This window comes from Pseudoalteromonas sp. AS84, assembly GCF_038900255.1.
Classification (GTDB): domain Bacteria; phylum Pseudomonadota; class Gammaproteobacteria; order Enterobacterales; family Alteromonadaceae; genus Pseudoalteromonas.
Window position 1 is genome coordinate 245,978 of sequence record NZ_JBBMQY010000002.1, and the last position, 21,026, is coordinate 267,003.

Here is a 21,026-nt window from a genome sequence, read left to right on the forward strand (position 1 = left end):
TTAGTTTGCGTGTGAAGTCTGCGTTTTTCGTGTTATAAATCAGCAATATTAGATTGTTAGCTCGACCCAAGTCTGGAAGACATATGCGCACATCAAAAATGTTATATTTTACAATATTATTACTTGTTCTACTTTCAGCCTTTCTTGCTGTATGGGTATATGATTTAAAAGAAGGTAAAGATTTACTAAGCTTCACCATATCAACAGTAAGCTTTTGTATAGCCGTATTAGCTTTATTTATTACTGTTAGAACATATACGTCAATTGATAGTGTAAATAACATTAGTAAAATGGAAGGTAACATTTTAGATAATGAAAATTACGTAACCTCACTTCCAGAGTTAATTAATCAGTTTAAGTCCCAAGATGAAAATACACTAGAGAAAGAGATTTTTGACTCTATTGAGCATAAATTAAAAAAAGAGTCAGAAACCGCCGTTCTCTTTGCCGATACTCTGCAATATGTAATCGACCTAATTGTTTTATTCCCAGCTGTTTTTAATGCATCAGAAACTAACAAAGTACTTTATAAAAAGCGTATGGATACAATTTTGTCAGAAGTTGATAGACGCTGTGAAATATTGCACTCGGTAAGTAAAGGTAATTCAATTCAAATAACGGAAACAATAAAGCTATTTAAAGCTGTTGTGTCTTACCAAAGTTTTGTGGCTGATGATAATTTTAATATTCATGCAGACTTACTTCATGTCAGAGGTCCAATTCTTCGTAATCCAGTGACAAAAACCATTTACCATAATTATCTAGGTTTGTATTACAACAAAAAAGGCATGCATTTGCTGCGAGAGTCGCTAAATATGACCTCTGTAGATATTCTGTCGATTGATGGTTTAGAGTTGGCTCAAAAAAATATTAATACTATAGAGCCATCAATACTTGAAGAAGTAAGTATGTATCTTAAATCTGCCGCTGAGCAGTTTGATAAAGCACTTAAAGTATCTAGCGAAGATGTTATGTGGCCTGGTTTTATTAATTATAATAAAGCACGTACGGTATATTTTTTAGCTTTACTATCAAATAGCGAACTTAATTGGTTAGATATTCTCGACGAAGCAATAGAGTCTCGCAGCAGGTTAAACCGACTAATTGACGAAATTTTAATGATAGACAGATCAAAACCAGCCAATATTGTTAGCACACATTTAAGAGAATTTTTTCTGTATCAAGAAGAGTTAGCGCGTACAGTAAAATTGAATATTTTACTGTCGAATAATTTAACCAGACAAAATAATGCGCCTATTTTATATAAAGGGATTAATATCTCTGATATATCAAACGAAAAACTAACTGGCTTATTTGTATCAATACAAAAGTTTTCTACAGTTAGTACTTACCAAGAAAAAATTATAAGTCGACTCAAGAATAACCTCGCGATGACAAGCTAATAGAGATTTAGCGTGAAAGTAGGGGGATATACTATTTTTAGACTCTTATTTTTACGGCTTTGTGCATAATAAAAAAGCCACCTACCTACGCATGAAAAGTCATAGCAAGAATAAATGGCTTTTTATTAAAATGTTTTTTGGACTGAGCTTACTTTATTACACTTTTCCAATGCTCAAATCAGGCATTAAATTGAGCCTGTTATGGATAGCATGATGGATAAACGATAACTTAGTTCGCACTGCTTGAGTTAATACAAATGGGTAGGCATCGGCAAGTCCCATGCTGCGATTTAGCGAATTTAGAATGATCGAAAATTCCATCCAAGTATCTAAAATAGTATCAATCGATGTTTGTGAATTAAAGTAATAAGCACTTTGTGGCAATCGAAGCTCGTCTGCTTCGTCTAGCTCAAATTCATTGCCACTTGTAGAGCCGGTAATTGAGAAGTTTTTGGCCGTTTCAAGCGTATCGATAATGTGCATATAATGCGCCCATGTTTCTGCCCAATCTTCATAAGGGTGCATAGTAGCGTATTCACTAATAAAGGTTTCATGCCAGTTAGCTGGCGCGCCTTGTTTGTAATGAGTATCGAGCGCTTGCTGGTAATCTAATTCGTCATCACCAAAATATTGCTTACATAAAGCATGTTTTTTTGGTGAATTTGCGATTAGTTGGTCAAAATAATAATGACCAAGTTCATGGCGAAAATGACCAAGTAAAGTACGGTAACGCTCACCCATCGCTATTTTAGCTTGAGAGCGTGCTACGTCGTCTGCCTCGGCTAGATTTATAGTGATATGGCCACAGTCGTGTCCTGTAAATACAACATCTTGACCTATAATTGGGCTTACAAAGTGATCGCTCACGTTACGGTCAGTTATGAAGTCGAAGCTTAATCCGCTTTCAGGTTCTTGAATAATAGTATTTAAGGGGAGCGATAACGATTTTAGAGTATATAAAGCGCGACGCTTCGCCGTTTCCATTTTCTTCCACAATGGAATATGCCCGATAATGCTTAAATCGGGCACCGTTTCATTAAAGCGGCATGAAAAACACAGCACTTCGTCTTTATCGGCAACGGGTATAAATGTATCTAAATTAACCATACCATTACAAACGTGGTACTGAGCATTGTTATCACATTTTTTATAAAAAACTTCAGGCGCTTCTGCTTTGTAAAATAGACCCGATTGTTCATCAATTTCATAGGGTTCAACTTGATCGAACTCATCATCTATACCAACGGTTCTGCCACAAGCCAAACAATGGCTGCTTTCAAAAAATAAAATAAGTTGTTCTGTGCAATTACATTTAAATGTTTTCATATGTTACCGAATAAAAAAGAGACCGTATAAACCACTTTTATTTAGCGTTATGCTATTGGAGGATAGTGGTTAAATCCTTTTTAAAAGTTCAGACTTTTTAATATTAAATTCATCATCACTCAACGCATTTGAATCGCGTAGTTGTGCTAACTTTTCAATAATTTGAAGTGTTTCGTCTACCGAGTATTGCCCCGTTGTATTATTAACAGGTGTTTCAATTTGGCTAGGCGTTAATGATGCAAAATTGGGCTGCGTTACTTGCTGTGTAAAGTCTTTTTGTGGTTCTGGAGTCGTTGGCGCTTGCCCTGAAATTAATGGCAGGGTATTTACATTAATCGTCCCCCACTGACTGTTAAATGTAAGAGAGGTATTATTACCTTGCTGTTGGCTTACACCACCAATATTATGATCTAAAGTGTCGTATACGCTCACTTGCCCATTTAATTCAACGGCTAAGCGATTAGGGAATATAGCGTAACGAATATTATTTTGTGCACCACTGCTAAACGGGCTGCCTAAATTACCTGGCCACCACTGATTGCTACCAGGCGTTCCTGCAGGAATAACCGGAAATATTTGGTTATTGCTCAATATATTAGCAAGTTCGTTGCACAAGTTATCAACGGTTGATTTTAAGCCGTTGTTAAACATGTCGCCAACCATTGTCATTCCACCGCGCATCCATTGACCAGAACCACCAAGCTCTGGGCAATTAAACTGTGCCATTGAGCAACCGCCGTTATTAACGCTAACTAACATGTGCAGTACTGCATCGTGGCTGAGGTTGTAACGAGACGCTATATCATTGACTAAGTTTTCACCGACATCTGTTAGCTTTTGCATAAGAAAGTATCCTATTAGGTAGATTGGGTTGATTTAAAAATCTGAAAATACGCTAGTGCTGCATTACCTTTAGCATTGATGATAATGAAAAATTAACAGGTTAGTGAGGTGTGTTGGTTTTTCAAATTGGACGTGTTCTGTTTTGTCTGAAGTTAAAACACACCGCTGCAAAACTAATCTTAAAAACAAGCATCTTTGTATTAAAAGTTGCTTGTTTTATCTCATCGAGATTGTTAGTTTTGCTGTAACGTAAGCGGTTAAAAATCGATCTAGTATAGCACCGTTACTTACTTTAACAGCAGCTTTATCGTGAACTATTTCTTACTATTTAATGATTATTTTTAATGATTTTTAAACTCTAAATAAATCCTTTTAATTATATCAGTTTAGCGGTATAAATAACGCAGTGAGTATTTTAAAAAATCTAAATATATTTGTTTTATTTCAATATTTTAAATTAACAGGATTTAATTGTAAGTTATTTTGAAGCACTATTTTGGTGCGTTTTCTGCACCATTAATAATCTAAAATCGATGGTCTAAATCACACTAAGTTTACTATTTATTGAATTGGTGTGTTTTTCCTATTAATTAGGTCAAAACCTTTATGCATAACGTTGCTTTGTGCAATAGCCGCGAGTGGATGAACAGTACTACTTTAGTAAGTCTTTTGGTATAAAAATTGCACAAGCGAGTTAGGTCAAGCAATATTTTTAGCGTTATATTGTGGCCATATATTATTAAAGGGGAATTAATAGATGACAATTACAGTTGGGATTTCGCACCATACTCAGTATAAATACGACCGGTCAGTTAATATGGGGCCGCATATATTCCGCTTACGTCCCGCGCCACATAGCCGTACTAAAATTAAAAGCTATTCTTTAAAAATAGTACCAGAAGATCATTATATAAATTGGCAACAAGACCCTTTTGGTAATTACCAAGCAAGGGTGGTTTTTAACAAGCCAACTACCGAATTTAGTTTTACGGTCGATTTGGTCGCCGAACTAACGGTTATTAATCCTTTTGATTTCTTTTTAGAAGATTATGCCGAAAACTTCCCATTTGTTTACGATGCTATTTCAAAGTCAGAGCTCGCTCCTTATTTAAAAAAACGCAAAGCCAGTCCAAAATTTAAAGAGTTAATTGAATCTTTAAACCCTAAAGAGCCGCTTAGAAGCGTTGATTTTTTAGTCGCTGTTAATCAAGCTATTTATGAGTTAGTTGGTTATGGCATTCGTTTAGAACCAGGCGTACAAACACCGAACGAAACAATAAGTAAAAAAACAGGTTCGTGTCGTGATTCTGCTTGGTTGTTAGTACAACTGTTTCGTCATCTAGGGTTGGCATCTCGATTTGTATCGGGCTACTTAGTACAGCTAACATCAGATCAAAAATCATTAGATGGTCCAAGTGGTCCAGAAGAAGACTTTACCGATTTGCATGCATGGACCGAAGTGTATATTCCTGGTGCAGGGTGGATAGGGCTTGATCCTACCTCGGGTTTATTTGCCGGTGAAGGGCATATTCCATTGGCATGTACGCCAGAGCCAAGCTCGGCGGCGCCGGTTACAGGCGGTATAGACGACTGTAAATCTGAGTTTAGCTTTTATAATAAAGTAACGCGTGTACACGAAGACCCACGTGTAACTAAGCCATATTCTGAGGCGCAGTGGGCGGCAATTAATCGCTTAGGTCAGCACGTTGACAATGTTTACAATGAAGAAAATATACATTTAACCATGGGTGGCGAGCCTACGTTTATTTCTATTGACGATATGGAACATCCTCAGTGGAATACTGATGCCGATGGCAAAGAAAAAAGAATATTAGCTCAAAATTTATTTGTAGAAATGAATAAAGTATACACAAAAGGTGGCTTTACTCATTACGGACAAGGTAAATGGTATCCGGGTGAGCCATTACCACGTTGGCAATATGCGTGCTATTGGCGCAAAGACGGCGAGCCTTTATGGCAAGATGCCGCACTATTAGCCGATCCTAATAAAGACTATAAATTTGATCATACCGATACTAAAAAGTTTGCTGATAAACTGTGTGACTCACTTGGTCTTGAAACCAAGGCACTTACTACTGCTTATGAAGATATTTTATATCACATGTGGCAAGAAGCCTCATTACCTGCCGAAATAAAGCCAGATCAGCCGGAGCTTCTCCATGCAATGAGCCGAAAAGGCTTTTTAGCTAAAATGGATAAAGGGATAGAAAAGCCAGTTGGTTATGTTCTCCCTTTAAAATGGAACGATAGCAAAAACTGCTGGCAGTCGTGTACGTGGGAGTTTAAACGAGGCAATTGTTTCTTATTACCTGGTGAATCCCCAATGGGGTATCGCTTGCCCTTAGATAGCCTTGAATGGAGCGGCAACATTATTGACCGCGACCCGTTTGATATTCCTGAAAACTTTGGCAAAGCTAAAAAGCTTAAAAAAGGCTTTATTGGCAAAGAAATGGTTAAAACTGCCCTTGTAATGGAAGTGAGAGAGGGGCGTTTATACATATTTATGCCACCAACAAGTCACTTTGAACATTACATGGGTTTAATAAGTAGTATAGAGGGTGTGGCTAAAGCACTTAAAATGCCGCTTGTTATTGAAGGCTATAGCCCACCTAAAGATAGCCGCGTAGAAAAATACGCTGTAACGCCAGATCCAGGTGTTATTGAAGTAAATATTCATCCTTCAACATCGTGGGATCAATTAGTCAGTCGAACTACAACGCTATATGGTTTAGCAAAAGAATGCCGATTAGGTACCGATAAGTTTATGGCAGATGGTCGTCATACTGGTACTGGAGGTGGTAACCACGTAACGCTGGGTGGCGAAACACCTGAGCAAAGCCCATTTTTACGCAGACCCGATATTTTAAGAAGTTTTATTACCTATTGGCAGCATCATCCTGGTTTATCGTATTTATTTTCGGGGCTTTTTATTGGTCCTACAAGCCAAGCACCGCGAGTGGATGAAGCCCGTGATGAAGTTTTATACGAGCTAGAAATTGCCTTTTCGCATATGCCCGAAGGTGAGGTGCCTGAACCTTGGTTAGTTGATAGGCTACTTCGTAATTTATTAGTGGATTTAACGGGTAATACGCACAGAGCAGAGTTTTGTATAGATAAGCTTTATTCACCCGATTCAGCCACAGGTCGTTTAGGGATTGTAGAATTTAGAGGCTTTGAAATGCCTCCGCATTCACAAATGAGCTTAGTGCAAATGCTGCTGTTGCGTACTTTACTTGCTTGGTTTTGGAAAAAACCTTACCACAAGCCATTAATACGTTGGGGTACAGAGTTACACGATAAGTTTTTATTGCCACAATATGTAGAAAACGATTTAGCTGAAGTAAGCCGCGATTTACAACAGGCAGGCTTTCAATTTCAGTTAAGTTGGTTAAATCCATTTTTTGAATTTAGATTTCCGGTGTGTGGTACGCGAGAACTTGATAACGTTACACTTGAGCTTAGAACCGCAATCGAGCCTTGGCATGTACTAGGCGAAGAGGCAAGTGCGTCGGGTACGGCGCGCTATGTAGATTCGTCATTAGAAAGAGTACAAATAAAAGTACAAGGAACAATGAGCGACCGCTATGTTGTAACGTGTAATGGTCGAAGAGTGCCGCTTAAACCGGTTAAAGGTAAAGCAAAAGATGAAATGGTCGCGGGTATACGATACCGAGCTTGGCAACCACCTACAGCGCTTCACCCAACTATTGGCGTACATGCACCATTAGTTTTTGATTTAATCGATACGTGGGAAGGACGTTCAGTTGGAGGCTTTGTATATCATGTGAGCCATGCTGGTGGGCGTAATCCTGAAACGCTACCGGTTAATGCATTTGAAGCAGAAGGGCGCAGAGTCGCAAGATTTTGGGAGCATGGGCATACACCGTCCTTACTTGCATCAGCAGAACCAAGCTGGAGCCCATCGGCGGTTACGCATAGTTTTCAGTCGGCGCAAAGCGCAAGTGAATACGTGGTACCTGATGAAGAAAGTAGTAATCCTGATTATCCAAATACCTTGGATTTACGCAGGCAGCCTAACTTTAAATAATAATTGATAGTTGTGTCATTCCACTTTGAAATTATTTAAAGTGGAATGACTAAATATTTTTAAAGCATCATTATGAACACGGCTATTTACTATAAATTGGAGCACTTTCAGCTTGTATATTAACAATAACGCGATGCCGGAATTGCCTGAGTGGTTGTCTTTATACCTTGATAAATCTCACGGTCATGATGAATTAGCAAACCACAGTGGTTTAAACCCAGAACATTGGGATACTTTATTTAAGCGTTTAGCTAGCCTAACAGCAGATGATGTTAGTAGCCGCGCTACAGAAATTAGCCAATTACTACAAAATGGCAATATTAAAAATGAAAGTAATAAGCAATGGCACTTCGACCCGTTGCCTTTTATGTTATCAAAAGCTGATTGGACGTTGCTTGAAGAGGGAATAAAGCAAAGAACCCTTTTATTAAATAAAATTCAGCAAGATATTTACGGTGATCAAACTCTTTTAGTTGATGGTCACATTCCTGCAAAGCAGCTTTTTCAAGACCCTAATTACTTACGCGAAGGTTTTAGTTTACCTAGTAACGAATTAACACTTTTTTTTACTGCATTAGATGTTTACCGCACGCCTACAGGCGAATTTAAAGTATTAAGCGATCATTGTCAGTGCCCTTTAGGCTTAGGGCTATTAATTAAAAGCCGTATTATTGCAAGGCGTGTAATGGCTGAAGAATTTGCAGAATGTAATGTTCAGCAAATTAAAGAATTTCTAAATCTATTCCAAGAGGGTATTAATGAATATACCCATTATATGGATGACCCACGAATTGTAATTCTAACCCAAGGAATTGATGATCCTAACTACAACGAGCATGCATTTCTATCTACCTACTTTGGTTATACATTAGTACAAAGCGCTGACTTAACCGTTCGTGGTGGTGACGTTTGTTTAAAATCGTTACAAGGTTTGGGTAAGATTAATGTCATTTTACGCTGGGTTTCTGATCGTTGTATTGATTCTTTAGAGCAAACTGAATATTCACTTCATGGTATTCCGGGCTTATTACAATCGGTACGACAAGGGTCTGTTAAGGTTTTGAACCCGTTTGGTAGTGGTGTGCTCTCGTCACCTTCAATAAAGTGCAACTTAGAAAAGTTATCGCAGCAAATTTTAAAACAGCCGCTGTTGTTGGGTGAGCCAAATTACTTAAATGTAAAAGAAGCGCAAGCCGTTGATTGGAATAACCTCGAACTACTATCAGCTATAGACCCTACACTCAAGTTAGATGGAGTGTTGGACGAGCAAGAAATAAAGCTACTTATTAGCAAAGAACCCGATAATTACTTTTTCCAAGAAAAGCCTTCTTTTAGCAGTGCACCATTTTGGCATGACGGGCAATTAATCTCCAAGCCAGTGGTGTTTAGGTGTTATGCATTAACCACAGAAAATGGTGTAGAAGTACTTCCTTCAGCACTGTGTTTTTCAAACGAAAAAAGTAACAACCCAAGAGTATCAGGTTGGATCAAAGATACATGGATAAATACAGCCGATAGAGTTGATTTAGGCGAGCATAATCCACCGGTACCCATTAGAAAAAGAATGGATGTGACGCTACTCGAAGGGGTTATTTCGAGCCGCACGGCTGAGCATCTTTTTTGGTTAGGTCGATACTTAGAGCGCTGCGAAAACACCATACGTATTTTGCGTATTTTTATAGACAAGTACACCGAGTTTTCTGTGTACCCATATTCAATACGAAAAAGTATAGTTGCACGGCTTTCAAATGCTATTAAGTCGCAATATATTGTTTATCCATATGTAGAACCTGATTTAAAACTAGATGGCATTGATGTAAATCTGTCGAAAGAAACCGCTTTTCAACTGCTTGCAGACGAGCAATGCGCTGGCAGTATTATTAATACATTAAAATATATTGCGAATGCGTCGGTGCAAATTCAAGAATTACTGTCCCATGATAGTCGCCGAATAATTGATGATATTAGTGAGCAAATTAAGATATTTAAAAATGTAAATATTAATATTCCAACGCGTGCAATGCAAAGCAGCCTAGATAGAGTTATAGGCTCTATTATGGCTTTTAATGGTTCGATTACAGATTGTATGCCAAATAGTAATGGCTGGTTTTTACTCGAAATGGGTAGACGAGTAGAGCGTAGCTTACAAATTACATCACTAAGCACTGCTTTATTAACCAAAGAGTTAGACGAGCCCGAAGAGCTAGGCTTACTTGAGGCTGTGCTTAGCTGCCAAGTTAGTTTAGTTACCCATAAGCGCCGATACAGGATGTATCAAACCATTGGTACAGGGCTTGAGTTATTACTTTTAGATGCAGAATACCCACGTTCTTTATTATTTCAGTTAGAGGAAATTAATAAGTTGTGTAAGCATTTACCCACAAAGCGTAGACAAGGTGTAATTGCGGCACACGAAAAAGCAATTTTACTATCTAAAACAAGTTGTTATGTAACCGAAAAAGATTACCTACAAAAAAGTGAAAATGGACAACGTAACCAGTTAATCGAATTTAACCATAATACGCGTATGAACTTAGATACATTTTGTGATGTATTATTACTACAGTATTTTTCTCATACCCAAACGGCAAATAAATTGAACTGGACTAATATTGAGCAAGCTCAATCGTGAAATATAAAATTAAGCATTCAACTACTTACAACTATTCTGACTTTGTGAGTTTGTGTCAAAACCAAGCGCGATTAACGCCAAAAACAAATCGTGGGCAAATATGCCACAGTAGTCGTGTAGAAATAGAACCTACACCGACTTACTTACAAACATTTACTGATTATTTTAATAATCAAGTAACAGCGTTTGAAATAGCAATACAGCATAAAAAACTTAAAGTTACGATGATCAGCGAGGTAGAACTGTTAGTCGGCGCTAATAGCAATTTAGAGAGCGTTGATATTGCTTGGCGAAAAGTACGTGATTTATTGGTTAAACCAAATACAGCGGAATTATTAAAAACGTCTGAATTTGTACTACCTTCACAGCTTATTCCAATAGATATAGGGATTAAGGAATACGCATTGATTTCGTTTGATGCACACAAAAATATAATTTCTGCATGCAAAGATTTAATGGCACGAATTTTTCATGAATTTCATTATGATCCTGGTTTTACAACGATTAGTACGCCTCTAAGTACTGTTTTTGCACAAAAAAGGGGCGTTTGCCAAGACTTTGCACACTTTGCGCTTGCATGCATACGTAGTGTGGGATTAGCGGGTCGATACGTTAGTGGGTACATAGAAACCATGCCGCCAGAAGGCGAAGAAAAGCTAGAAGGTGCAGATGCAACTCATGCATGGTTTGCGGTATTTGTGCCAAACTTTGGTTGGGTTGATTTTGATCCTACAAATAATGTTTTACCACGCGATCAGCATATTACTCTAGCCGTAGGGCGAGACTTTTCTGACGTAACTCCTTTAAAAGGAGTGGTATTTGGTGGCGGTAGTCAATTGCTGGATGTAGCGGTTGATATGATTCGAATGGAATAGGCAGTTTAACTACGTCATATATTATGATGGATAAGGTGAAAGAGTGTATGAAAATTGATTGGAAAGCGTACCAAACAAAAGGTTTCTTTGATGAATTAATTGATGCACAAGGAAACGTTAGATCGCATGGAACACAATTAGCACAATTTTTTGCTAATTTATCGGCAGAAGAGTTAGTAAAGGCCAGAGCGGTTGCTGATTTAGCAATTAAAGAAATGGGTATTACCTTCACGGTTTACAACGAAGGTAATATGATTGATAGAGCCTGGCCATTTGATATTATTCCGCGAACTATAGGTAAAAAAGAATGGCAAAGCGTAGAGGTTGGTTTAAAGCAACGTGTTGAAGCGCTTAACCTTTTTATAGATGATTTATACCATGACCAAAAAATAATAAAAGATGGTGTTTTTCCAAAAGGGTTACTAGAAAAATCTGTGAATTTTCGCCAGCAATGCGTGGGTATAAACCCGCCAAATAAGATATGGGCGCATATTTGTGGCTCAGATTTAGTACGCGATGGTAGTGGTACTATGTATGTACTTGAGGATAACCTGCGTGTTCCTTCTGGTGTATCTTATATGCTTGAAAATCGCTCTGTAATGAAGCGAGTATTCCCTGAATTATTTGAGCAAGTGTCTATTTTACCTGTTGATGATTACCCTTCACAATTATTTGATATGCTAGCGGCAATGTCGCCTCGACCACAAGATAAACCAGAAGTCGTGGTACTTACGCCAGGGGTATTTAACTCCGCTTATTTTGAACATTGTTATCTTGCCCAAGAAATGGGTTGCGAACTGGTAGAAGGACGGGACTTAGTTGTTGAAAAAGATGATTGTGTATACATGAGAACAATCACAGGGCTACAACGAGTTGATGTTATTTATCGCCGTATTGATGATTTATTTTTAGACCCAGAAGTATTTTTACCTGACTCTCAACTGGGCGTTCCTGGTTTAATGCGTGCTTGGTCTAAAGGTAATGTCGCTTTGGTTAATGCACCAGGTGCAGGCGTTGCTGATGACAAAGTAGTTTACGCCTATGTACCTGAGATGATTAAGTACTACTTAGGCGAGGAAGCTAAACTTGCAAATGTACCAACATTTAAATGTTTGGACCCGAAAGAATGCGACCATGTTATTAAAAACATTGATAAGCTTGTTGTTAAACCAGCAAATGAGTCTGGTGGCTACGGGCTATTAATTGGCCCTAAATCAACCAAAAAAGAACAAGAAGCGTGTATTGCTCAAATTAAAGCGGACCCACGAAACTGGGTAGCTCAACCAACATTAGATTTATCAACAGTACCCACATTTGATGGCAATAAACCAGATGGCCGACATACCGATTTAAGACCGTTTATTTTATCATCAGGTAAAGATACGCAAGTTACCACTGGTGGATTAACGCGTGTTGCTATGGTTAAAGGCTCTTTGGTGGTTAATTCATCACAAGGTGGTGGCAGTAAAGATACTTGGATTGTTGACGAAGAGGCTAAATAATATGTTATCAAGAGTAGGCGAAACTTTATATTGGGTATCTCGATACATTGAACGTGCGGAAAATGTAGCTCGTTTAATCAACGTTAACAATTTACTGATGATGGACTTACCCAAAGGCGTATGTACCGGCTGGGAGCCATTAATTGATATTATTGGTGTACGCAAAGCGTATTCAGAAAACCATACTGATTTTTCTGAGCAAAAAGCATTAAGGTATTTACTTGTTGGTAGTGATAATAGCTCGTCAATTTTAAACTCAATCACTTCTGCCAGAGAAAGCGCGCGTACAATTCGTGATGTAATACCGCGAGACGTATGGGAAGAAATAAACTCTCTGTATTATTATGTAAAAGACAATCAAAAAGAAGGGATAACAAAGCGTGGGCGTTTTGAGTATTTAAAAAAGATTATAGATTCAGCCCATCAAATATTTGGGGCGTTAGATGCCACAATTAATCATGATCAGGGCTATGTTTTTATCCGTTTTGGTTCGATTATAGAGCGCGCAGATATGACATCGCGAATTTTAGATATTCGCTCTGCTACGTTAATTACCAGCGAAGAAGAAGTAAAACCGTTTGATAATATTCAGTGGATCAGTTTATTGCGCTCATTAAGTGCTTATCAAATGTATCGCCAAGAAATGGGCGTTAGAGTACAGCGTGCAGATGTAATAGAATTTGTAATGCACAGCAAAGTATTCCCACGATCTATTTTATTTTGTATGAATGAATTAAAAGCATTGGTTTTACCTTTGCCAAACTCAACAGAAATTATTAAATCAATTGATGATGCAATTGTTGAGTTAGAAAATAAAGACGTGCGAGTACTTAAAAACGGTCTGTTGCATGACTTTATCGATGAAATACAAATAGACTTAGCTGGAATACATAACGGACTGGCCGAAACGTATTTTTTAAAACAAGCAGAATAATAAAAACTGTATATTGTGAGATGACTGCTTAGTTTTGAGCGGTCATTTTTTGGCTTAAATTTATTTATAATAATTTTAAAACCTGCATAATTAATTTTTACTTCCTCATCCGTTGGTATCGCAATGAAAATCATCTCGACTAATATTTCTAAAATTAAAACTCTTATTCATAATGGTAAAGAGGTGAAAACAGGAATATTCAAAATATCAACTAACGAGCCTGTAGTGATTGAAAAGCTAAACATTATAGGTGACGAGCAAGCTGATTTAGTTAATCACGGCGGGGTAGATAAAGCGGTATATGCTTTTTCGCACAATCATTATGAGTATTGGAAACAAACCCTCGAGAATGATAATTTGGCAGTAGGTGCCTTTGGCGAAAACTTCACGATTTCTGACCTAGATGAATCGAATATACACATAGGTGACCATATTCGAATTGGTACTGCACTGCTTGAAGTAAGCCAGCCTCGTGTACCCTGTTTTAAATTAGCTATCGCCCTTAATAATAAAAATAGTCTTAAACTATTTACGCAGCATTACTGCACTGGTGTGTATTTTAGAGTACTAGAGCAAGGCGTTGCAAAAACGGGTGATAGTGTTGTTATCGAGAAGAAAGCCTCGCACGACATATCAGTTAAAAAACTGTTTCAGGCATTTTTTGATAAAAAATATGTAGGTTACGAAGACATACTTTTAGAAGCATTAGCTTTGCCAGAGCTTGCTGTAGAGTGGCAAGAAAAGCTAACAAAGAAGCTTGCTATAAAAAGCGAACAAAGCTAGTCATAAATTGTTATTTATAGATCACCTAGTAAAAAAGATAAAGTCTGCTATACCTAAAGTTATAAATACTATAATTATTATAGTGTTATTTAAAAATTGTTGGGTTAGTAGCTAAAATAGGTGTCGTATATGAATATTTCAAGAAAACTGATGCTTATTGTAATATTAACTGCAGCAGAGATAAGCATTACTGTTTATTCTGCCTTTGAAATAGCTAAAGGGGCTAAGTTTCACCAACTTAACTTTCTTCATTTAAAATATGTTCATCAACTTACCAAATCAGTTAAAAAAATAGAAAACAATATCCCCATTGATATAAATACTATTGAGTCGGATATATTGTTAATTAGGCAACAGCCAATTGAGTGTGTTGAACAAATAAATCCGTTAAATTATGCTGTTATGAAAGTTATTAATACAGAGCATACATTAACAATCTGTGAAAACGATATTGAAATTGCTAATAAAGCCTTATTATCGGTTGCACAGTATAAAAAGGGGGAGCTTAGTAGAGACGCTTTTTTACTAAATCTTAATACTTCGCTAAGTGGCTTTAATAAAAACACTGAGCTGTTTGAGGAACCAATTAGAAAAACAGTATCGTTTATACTAGTGACGTTAATTCCACTTGTTATAATCATATCTTTTTTTAATATTCTTTTTATAAGTTATCTTTCCCGAACTATATCCAGCTCAATTCGAAATCTAACTCTACTTTTATCAAGTAAGCCCGAAAGCAATATTAATCTAGACGATGAACTTGATATAAAAACGTCGGGTGAATTAAAAGCACTCGTTATTGCGGCCAGGCAGCGTGTTAAAAATGATCTTTTAAATATTGAAAACAGTATTGAACTTAAACAGATTATAAACAGCCAAACGGCGTCCCTGCAGCAAGCAAATGATGAACTTGCCCAGTTTGCTTATCGGGCTTCCCATGACCTAAAATCACCGCTGTCAGGGGCTAAATCCCTAGCGCATTTTGTTATTGAAGATATAAAAGCGGGAGACACAGAGGAGGCAAGCCGAAATGCACTGGTTATCTATCAGCAAATGGAAAAATTAGAAACACTTGTTGTTGATATTTTATTGTTAGCGAAAGCTGAAATTGGTAGTGAAGATAGAGATGTAATTGACTTTAATCAGTTAATTATTGATATGAAAGAACGACTGTCTTGGCTCATGAAAGATAATCCTTGTACGCTCGAAACAACAATTAACTTATCAGTACCTATAAAATCAGAAAAAGCACGTTTTGCCCAAATTATTGAAAACTTAATTTCAAACGGGTTGAAGTATTACGATAGAAACAAAGACTCACCTTATGTTCGCTGTGATATTTTTAATGAACAAGAGACGTTTTTTATTACTGTTACAGATAACGGATTGGGAATACCACAAAAGCATCAAAGTGAAGTGTTTGATATGTTTAAGCGATTTCATGCAGAGACAAGTACGGGTTCTGGTTTAGGGATGGCGCTGGTTAAAAAACATATTGAGTATTTAAATGGTGAAGTATCACTGCAAAGCTCTGATAAAGGCACAACGTTTAAAATAATAATACCAATGGATAAGCTAACATGACAAAAATAAAACCTCCTATATTAATTGTCGATGACAATGAAGTTGACCGATATATTCTTAAAAGACTAATTAAAGAAGCTAAATTAGAGCTGACGATTTTTGAAAAAAAAGATGGTCAAGAAGCGTTAGAATTTCTCGAAAATTATGAATCTAATAGAATAAAGTATCCGGATGGATTTCCTCCAATACTTATATTTTTGGACATCAATATGCCAAAAGTTAATGGTATTCAGTTTTTAGAGGAGTTTTCTAAACTAAGAAAGATGATAGAGATAAGCTCGTGTGTTGTTATGATGTTTAGCTCATCTGAAAGAGAAGAAGAAAAAAAGATTATAATGTCACACGATTTTGTAAAAGGTTACCTTGTAAAAGGAAGCTTTCAGGCAGCAGAATTAAAAGAAAAAGTCTTGGCTGTCATCGGCCAACACTTGGACAAACACAGCTGATTATTAGGTCTAAAAAACTCTAAACTTTTATTGCTTTCTGAGCCTGTGTGTCGTCGATATATTACTGTTACATTTACTAACTTAATTGTTTTTTATAGTTATTTAGTAACAAGTTAATTTCGTTTGCAGGCATAGGCTTTGAAAATAGAAAACCTTGCAAGTAGTCTATATTTAATTTTTTACATAGCTGATGCTGGGCTTCAGTTTCGATACCCTCAGCTACTACAGAAAAATCTAGTTTTTTCAGCATTAAAGATAAGCTCTCGATTATTTTTAATCGCTTATTATTTTCTCCGCCTAACGATTGCATGCTTTTGTCTAATTTTACTATATCAATAGGGTAGGAAATAAGGTGAGATATGGATGAGTAACCCATACCAAAATCATCCAAAGCAATCCTAAACCCTTTGTTAGACAAAGAAGTTAATATCTCAATCACTTCTTTACTGTTTTCCATAAAAGCTGTTTCTGTTATTTCAAGAATAATACTACTGGTTTTTAAATTGTATTTTTCGACTGTATTTAATAGATACGTTTGTAAAAACTCTCTTTGTAGCTGTATAGGTGAAATGTTGATAGATAGAGTTAACGGCGTTTGGTAGTCTTTCTGCCACAAAGATAACTGCTCTAAAGCACTCGCGATTATCCATTTTCCTAGGGGTTCTATTAAGCGACATTCTTCAGCAATAGGAATAAACTCATCAGGAGTATAACTAACGGTTGAATCGGGCCAACGGATCAGTGCTTCAACACCTGTCATAATTTGTGTTTTTGAACAGTAAACTGGTTGATAAAAAAGCCTAAAGTTTTTTTCCTCTATATGCTCTTTTATACTATTTTGAATATCTACCCGGCGACTAAATTCGTATTGATATTGCTCTTTGTAGAAGCTGATTCTACTTTTACCACTTTGCTTTGAGCGATACATTGCAATGTCAGCGCATTTTAGCAGTTCATGCGATTCAGTCGCATCGTTTGGGTATAAAGCACTTCCTATACTAACACTGCAATTTAAAGTTCTACCTTCATGTAAAAAGGGTTTTGACACTTCAGCTAAAATTCTATTTGCTATCATACCTATTTGATTAATATTGCAAATCCCACCTATTATAACTGCAAATTCATCACCACCTAATCGAGCAAATCCTTCGTTTTGTCTTAGGCAACTATTAATTCTGTGCACGGTTTGTATTAAAATTTCATCGCCGACACTATGCCCAAGCGTATCATTAATATTTTTGAAGTTATCTAAATCTAAAGCAAGTAACGCCACGCAGTTTTTAGCACGTTTATTATTGGCTATCATTACTTTTAGTATTTCTTCAAAATGATATCGATTGGACAAACCAGTAAGCTGATCCCTCTCAGCCATATGCTTAACAGCAAGATAACTGTTATGCATACGTTGCTCTGCTTCAAAACGTTTTTTTGCATATATAAGAGCCTTATTTAAACTGCTTCCTGTTATATCTCCTTTAGGTAAAAAGTCTTGAGCACCGGCTTCTATACACTCAATTGCCAAGGTTGAATTTTCTGAAGAGCTGATCATAATAATTGCGGTATTACCGAGTTTAGGTTTTTTGCGCATTTCAATTAGCATTTCAATACCGTCTTCTTTGGGCATATTATAATCAAGTAGTATTATATCAAAATGGTTGTTTTCAATTACTTTTAACCCTTCGCAAACGCATGTTACTTCAGTGATGTTATGAAGTTGAGAGTCGTCTGAAATAAGCATTTTTTTAATTAATTTGCGATCAACTAAGTCATCATCAACAATTAAAATATTCATACGTTCCTTCTAAGAGCAACATCAACATGATGCTCGTGTATAATTGATAATTTCATAGTTAAAATTTTGGCCAATAAATAGTGAATGTACTGCCAAGCTTTCCATCGGAGGCTACTTCAATTTTTCCCCTGTAATTAATAATGAGCTTATTGGCAATACAGAGTCCAATGCCGCTACCTTCAACGTCATCTCGAGATTGTAATGTTTGAAATAACTTAAATATGAGTGAAAAATATTTAGGGTCAATTCCAGGGCCATTATCTTTTATTTCAATAATGTAATATTGATTAGAGGGGATAAGTGAAATGTCGATAACCGGGTGCTCTTTATTGTTATGCTTTATTGCATTACTAATAAGATTTTGAAAAACAGTTTTAAAAGGGATTAGCGGTATATCGAGTACTTCGTTGTTGGCATGTATATCAACAGTGACAGTCTGTGGAACTTCTAAAATTTGTTCTACATCTTGGTAAATGCTTTCTAAAGATATATTTGCACGCGTTGAATCACAGCTATTAATTCTCGAATAGCTTAGTAAATCCTCTAGTAGTACTTGCATTCTATTAGCCCGGCTGAGCACAAGCTGAAAGTTTTCTAGGTGCTCTTGAGGGAGTAAATCTTTACAGTCATCATAAATCCACTCTAATAAACGCTTTATAGCATTTAATGGTGACTTTAGATCGTGAGAAGCAATACTGGTAAATTCATCAAGTTCATCACTCACTTTTTGTAATTTTTTGAGTAGGTGATCTTTTTCAATTTCGTCTTCTTTGTTTTGCTCAAAAATTGTTGAGTGAAACTTAGAACTGTTTATTTTTTCTAATTGTTTTTTACGTTGGACTAACTGGTTTACAAAGTTTTTTTGTAAACTATTTAAGATTGATTGCTCTTTTTCTGTAAGTAGTGAATCACTTGCTCTGTCAAATATAAACCATCCAAACTTAAGGCCTGAGGGCAAAATGATAGGCGATATAACTCTGAATATTTTAGGGTTAGACTCGATAATCGATTCACTAAAAACGTCATTAGGTAGTTGTTCTTTAGCTACTGTTATTTTTGAACCGAATTTATATAGCTCAATGATACGTTGAGGCAGGTTAGCAACAATAGAGAGTGCGCTAGTATCAAAAATGTTTAAAACAAGCTCAGCAATGCTTTCTAAGCTTGTTTGAATGTCATTATCAAGAGAGGTAGTTAATTGCTGCTCATCTATTAATGATACACCTTCTATATAACTCTCTACATTGGGCATTCAAACTCCTACAACAGTATTAAATAAATATGCCTCATTAAAATGAGATGCAACAAATGATTAACTTATTGTAGTTGATTATTTTGAATGTGTTGAATAATTATACTTTAAAAATTAACGCCAAATTAAAGCCTTACCTTATTATAGTTAGTAGGTTATAAATCTATATTTAAATAAGGCAAAACTCAGTCTGGGCGTGGAGTCTGTAACAGGACAAATAAGTATTCTGTAGGATATTGTTCTTACTAAAGATCAACACGCCCTAATAAAAAGAGCATATTTAATCGCTCATTTGTATAATTGTTTGCGCTACGCTAAATAAGGTTTTATGCGTATCCATCGCTTGTTTTTGTAGCTGTTTATGGGCTTGCTCTTCAGTGAGCTTTAATTGCTCAATAAGTATGTACTTGGCTTGATGAATAACTTTTTGCTCACTAATAACTTTTTTGGCATCAAGTAACGCTTGGTTTATTTGTTTAATATGTTGGCTTTGCTCGATAATTAAATCGTACATACTTTTATTACTATTGAGCTTATCGGCCGCAATGTTTTGGCTTACTTCTGGCTCTGGTTGCTTAATAGCTAATTGCCCAAAAGTTGGGGCTATGTGTTGCTCTGCCATATTGTTAAGTACCTGCTTATTTGTATTTAAGCTACGTTGAGCACAGGCTATTTGCATTGCTGCGGTATCAATTAACTGATCTGCTATATTTTGTTCAATTTTATGCATTATATCTATGCGCGTAGTGGTTACCTCGTACCATACTTCGCTCAGTTGTGAGAGCGGTTGAGCGTTCTCATCATCGAGCTTTTGCAGTAAACTTCTCAGTTGGTCTACCTGATTATTAACCTGATGTGTTGTTAGTGTGCCAAAACATTTTAAAAGGTGCGCATCGGCGTATTCTTTAAAAAAGTCAAAACTGTGGTTTTGCTCTTGTACAAAATGCGCGAGTTGTTGTTTTTGCTCTGTGGTAAATTTACTCGCTGCAAATGCTTGAGCACCACATGCTCGCTCTTGTCCTGCGTATTCTTTACCTTGCATAAAATTAAAAAATGCGACTAATAAGCGCGTTATTTTGGGATCGCTTGCGCCATCGGCCGCCTCTAAAATAATATTGAGTAAACTAGCAATTAACTGAGTGAATGACTGAGTAGCATGCACTGCACTAATATTTTGTTGTGCTATTTGGTTTCGCAAGACGGGTAATGCGTCGAGTGCTTGCAAGCTATACGTAATTAAATTAAATAACCGAGTATGGCCAGTATCGGCGTTGTCGTTTATAAATGTTTGCTTAAGTGAATCATAAAAATCAGTTTGTGCGCTGTTGCTTAAAGGGATCTGCTCTTGTAATTGGCTTTTGAATCGCTCGCGATTTGAGGCCAAAAATATATTACTCATCGCGCGCTCTTTTTGTAACTGGTGTACAAAATCGCCTAATTTAGTAAGCGAGGCACAACTGTTTTGTAATTGCTTTAGGGCATGTATTTCTCGATATTTAGCCGCTAATAAAAACTGTTTTGTGAGAGGATTGCTTGTCGCCATTGGTATTATTCCACACTTTTTTGTTTTTAAAGTGCAACCACT

At 36.6% G+C, this 21,026-nt stretch carries 14 protein-coding genes; 9 read left to right on the top strand and 5 right to left on the bottom strand.

Annotated features, from left to right (window positions below; all coding sequences use genetic code 11):
- Positions 1-83 precede the first annotated feature (83 nt).
- The gene (locus tag WNY79_RS03540; RefSeq protein ID WP_342875141.1) at positions 84-1,403 is read left to right on the top strand and encodes a hypothetical protein; all 1,320 of its coding nucleotides are present in this window, start codon (positions 84-86) and stop codon (positions 1,401-1,403) included.
- A gap of 156 nt (positions 1,404-1,559) precedes the next feature.
- Here WNY79_RS03540 and WNY79_RS03545 read toward each other — a convergent pair whose 3' ends face one another.
- Positions 1,560-2,729, bottom strand: coding sequence for a putative zinc-binding metallopeptidase (locus tag WNY79_RS03545; RefSeq protein ID WP_342875142.1), 1,170 nt, complete (start codon positions 2,727-2,729; stop codon positions 1,560-1,562).
- A gap of 69 nt (positions 2,730-2,798) precedes the next feature.
- Positions 2,799-3,572 carry an SHOCT domain-containing protein gene (locus WNY79_RS03550; protein ID WP_342875143.1) on the bottom strand — a complete coding sequence of 258 codons (774 nt, stop codon included), beginning with the start codon at positions 3,570-3,572 and terminating at the stop codon, positions 2,799-2,801.
- 757 nt (positions 3,573-4,329) lie between these two features.
- Here WNY79_RS03550 and WNY79_RS03555 point away from each other — a divergent pair.
- From WNY79_RS03555 to WNY79_RS03590, 8 genes are all read left to right on the top strand, one after another.
- Positions 4,330-7,641 (top strand): transglutaminase family protein, encoded by a 3,312-nt coding sequence (locus WNY79_RS03555; RefSeq protein WP_342875144.1) that lies wholly within the window; start codon positions 4,330-4,332, stop codon positions 7,639-7,641.
- Positions 7,642-7,753: 112 nt separating this feature from the next.
- Entirely contained in the window at positions 7,754-10,273 is a 2,520-nt protein-coding gene (locus WNY79_RS03560) for a circularly permuted type 2 ATP-grasp protein (protein WP_342875145.1), read from the top strand.
- Entirely contained in the window at positions 10,270-11,148 is an 879-nt protein-coding gene (locus tag WNY79_RS03565; protein WP_076926073.1) for a transglutaminase family protein, read from the top strand. The genes WNY79_RS03560 and WNY79_RS03565 overlap by 4 nt, the downstream gene beginning before the upstream one ends.
- 47 nt (positions 11,149-11,195) lie before the next feature.
- Complete coding sequence (locus WNY79_RS03570; RefSeq protein ID WP_024597986.1) at positions 11,196-12,650, top strand: circularly permuted type 2 ATP-grasp protein; 1,455 nt, start codon at positions 11,196-11,198, stop codon at positions 12,648-12,650.
- 1 nt (position 12,651) lies between these two features.
- Positions 12,652-13,584 (top strand): alpha-E domain-containing protein, encoded by a 933-nt coding sequence (locus WNY79_RS03575; RefSeq protein WP_024597985.1) that lies wholly within the window; start codon positions 12,652-12,654, stop codon positions 13,582-13,584.
- 123 nt (positions 13,585-13,707) lie between these two features.
- Complete coding sequence (locus WNY79_RS03580; RefSeq protein WP_342875146.1) at positions 13,708-14,367, top strand: MOSC domain-containing protein; 660 nt, start codon at positions 13,708-13,710, stop codon at positions 14,365-14,367.
- 129 nt (positions 14,368-14,496) lie between these two features.
- On the top strand, positions 14,497-15,951 hold the full coding sequence (locus WNY79_RS03585; protein WP_342875147.1) for a HAMP domain-containing sensor histidine kinase: 1,455 nt from the start codon (positions 14,497-14,499) through the stop codon (positions 15,949-15,951).
- Positions 15,948-16,397 (top strand): response regulator, encoded by a 450-nt coding sequence (locus WNY79_RS03590; protein WP_024597980.1) that lies wholly within the window; start codon positions 15,948-15,950, stop codon positions 16,395-16,397. The genes WNY79_RS03585 and WNY79_RS03590 overlap by 4 nt, the downstream gene beginning before the upstream one ends.
- Before the next feature lie 76 nt (positions 16,398-16,473).
- Here the strand turns inward: WNY79_RS03590 and WNY79_RS03595 are convergent, their stop codons facing one another.
- From WNY79_RS03595 to WNY79_RS03605, 3 genes are all read right to left on the bottom strand, one after another.
- Positions 16,474-18,189 (bottom strand): EAL domain-containing protein, encoded by a 1,716-nt coding sequence (locus WNY79_RS03595; protein ID WP_342875148.1) that lies wholly within the window; start codon positions 18,187-18,189, stop codon positions 16,474-16,476.
- 58 nt (positions 18,190-18,247) lie between these two features.
- On the bottom strand, positions 18,248-19,441 hold the full coding sequence (locus WNY79_RS03600; protein WP_342875149.1) for an ATP-binding protein: 1,194 nt from the start codon (positions 19,439-19,441) through the stop codon (positions 18,248-18,250).
- Positions 19,442-19,721: 280 nt separating this feature from the next.
- Entirely contained in the window at positions 19,722-20,984 is a 1,263-nt protein-coding gene (locus tag WNY79_RS03605) for a nitrate- and nitrite sensing domain-containing protein (RefSeq protein ID WP_342875150.1), read from the bottom strand.
- Between the last annotated feature and the right edge of the window lie 42 nt (positions 20,985-21,026).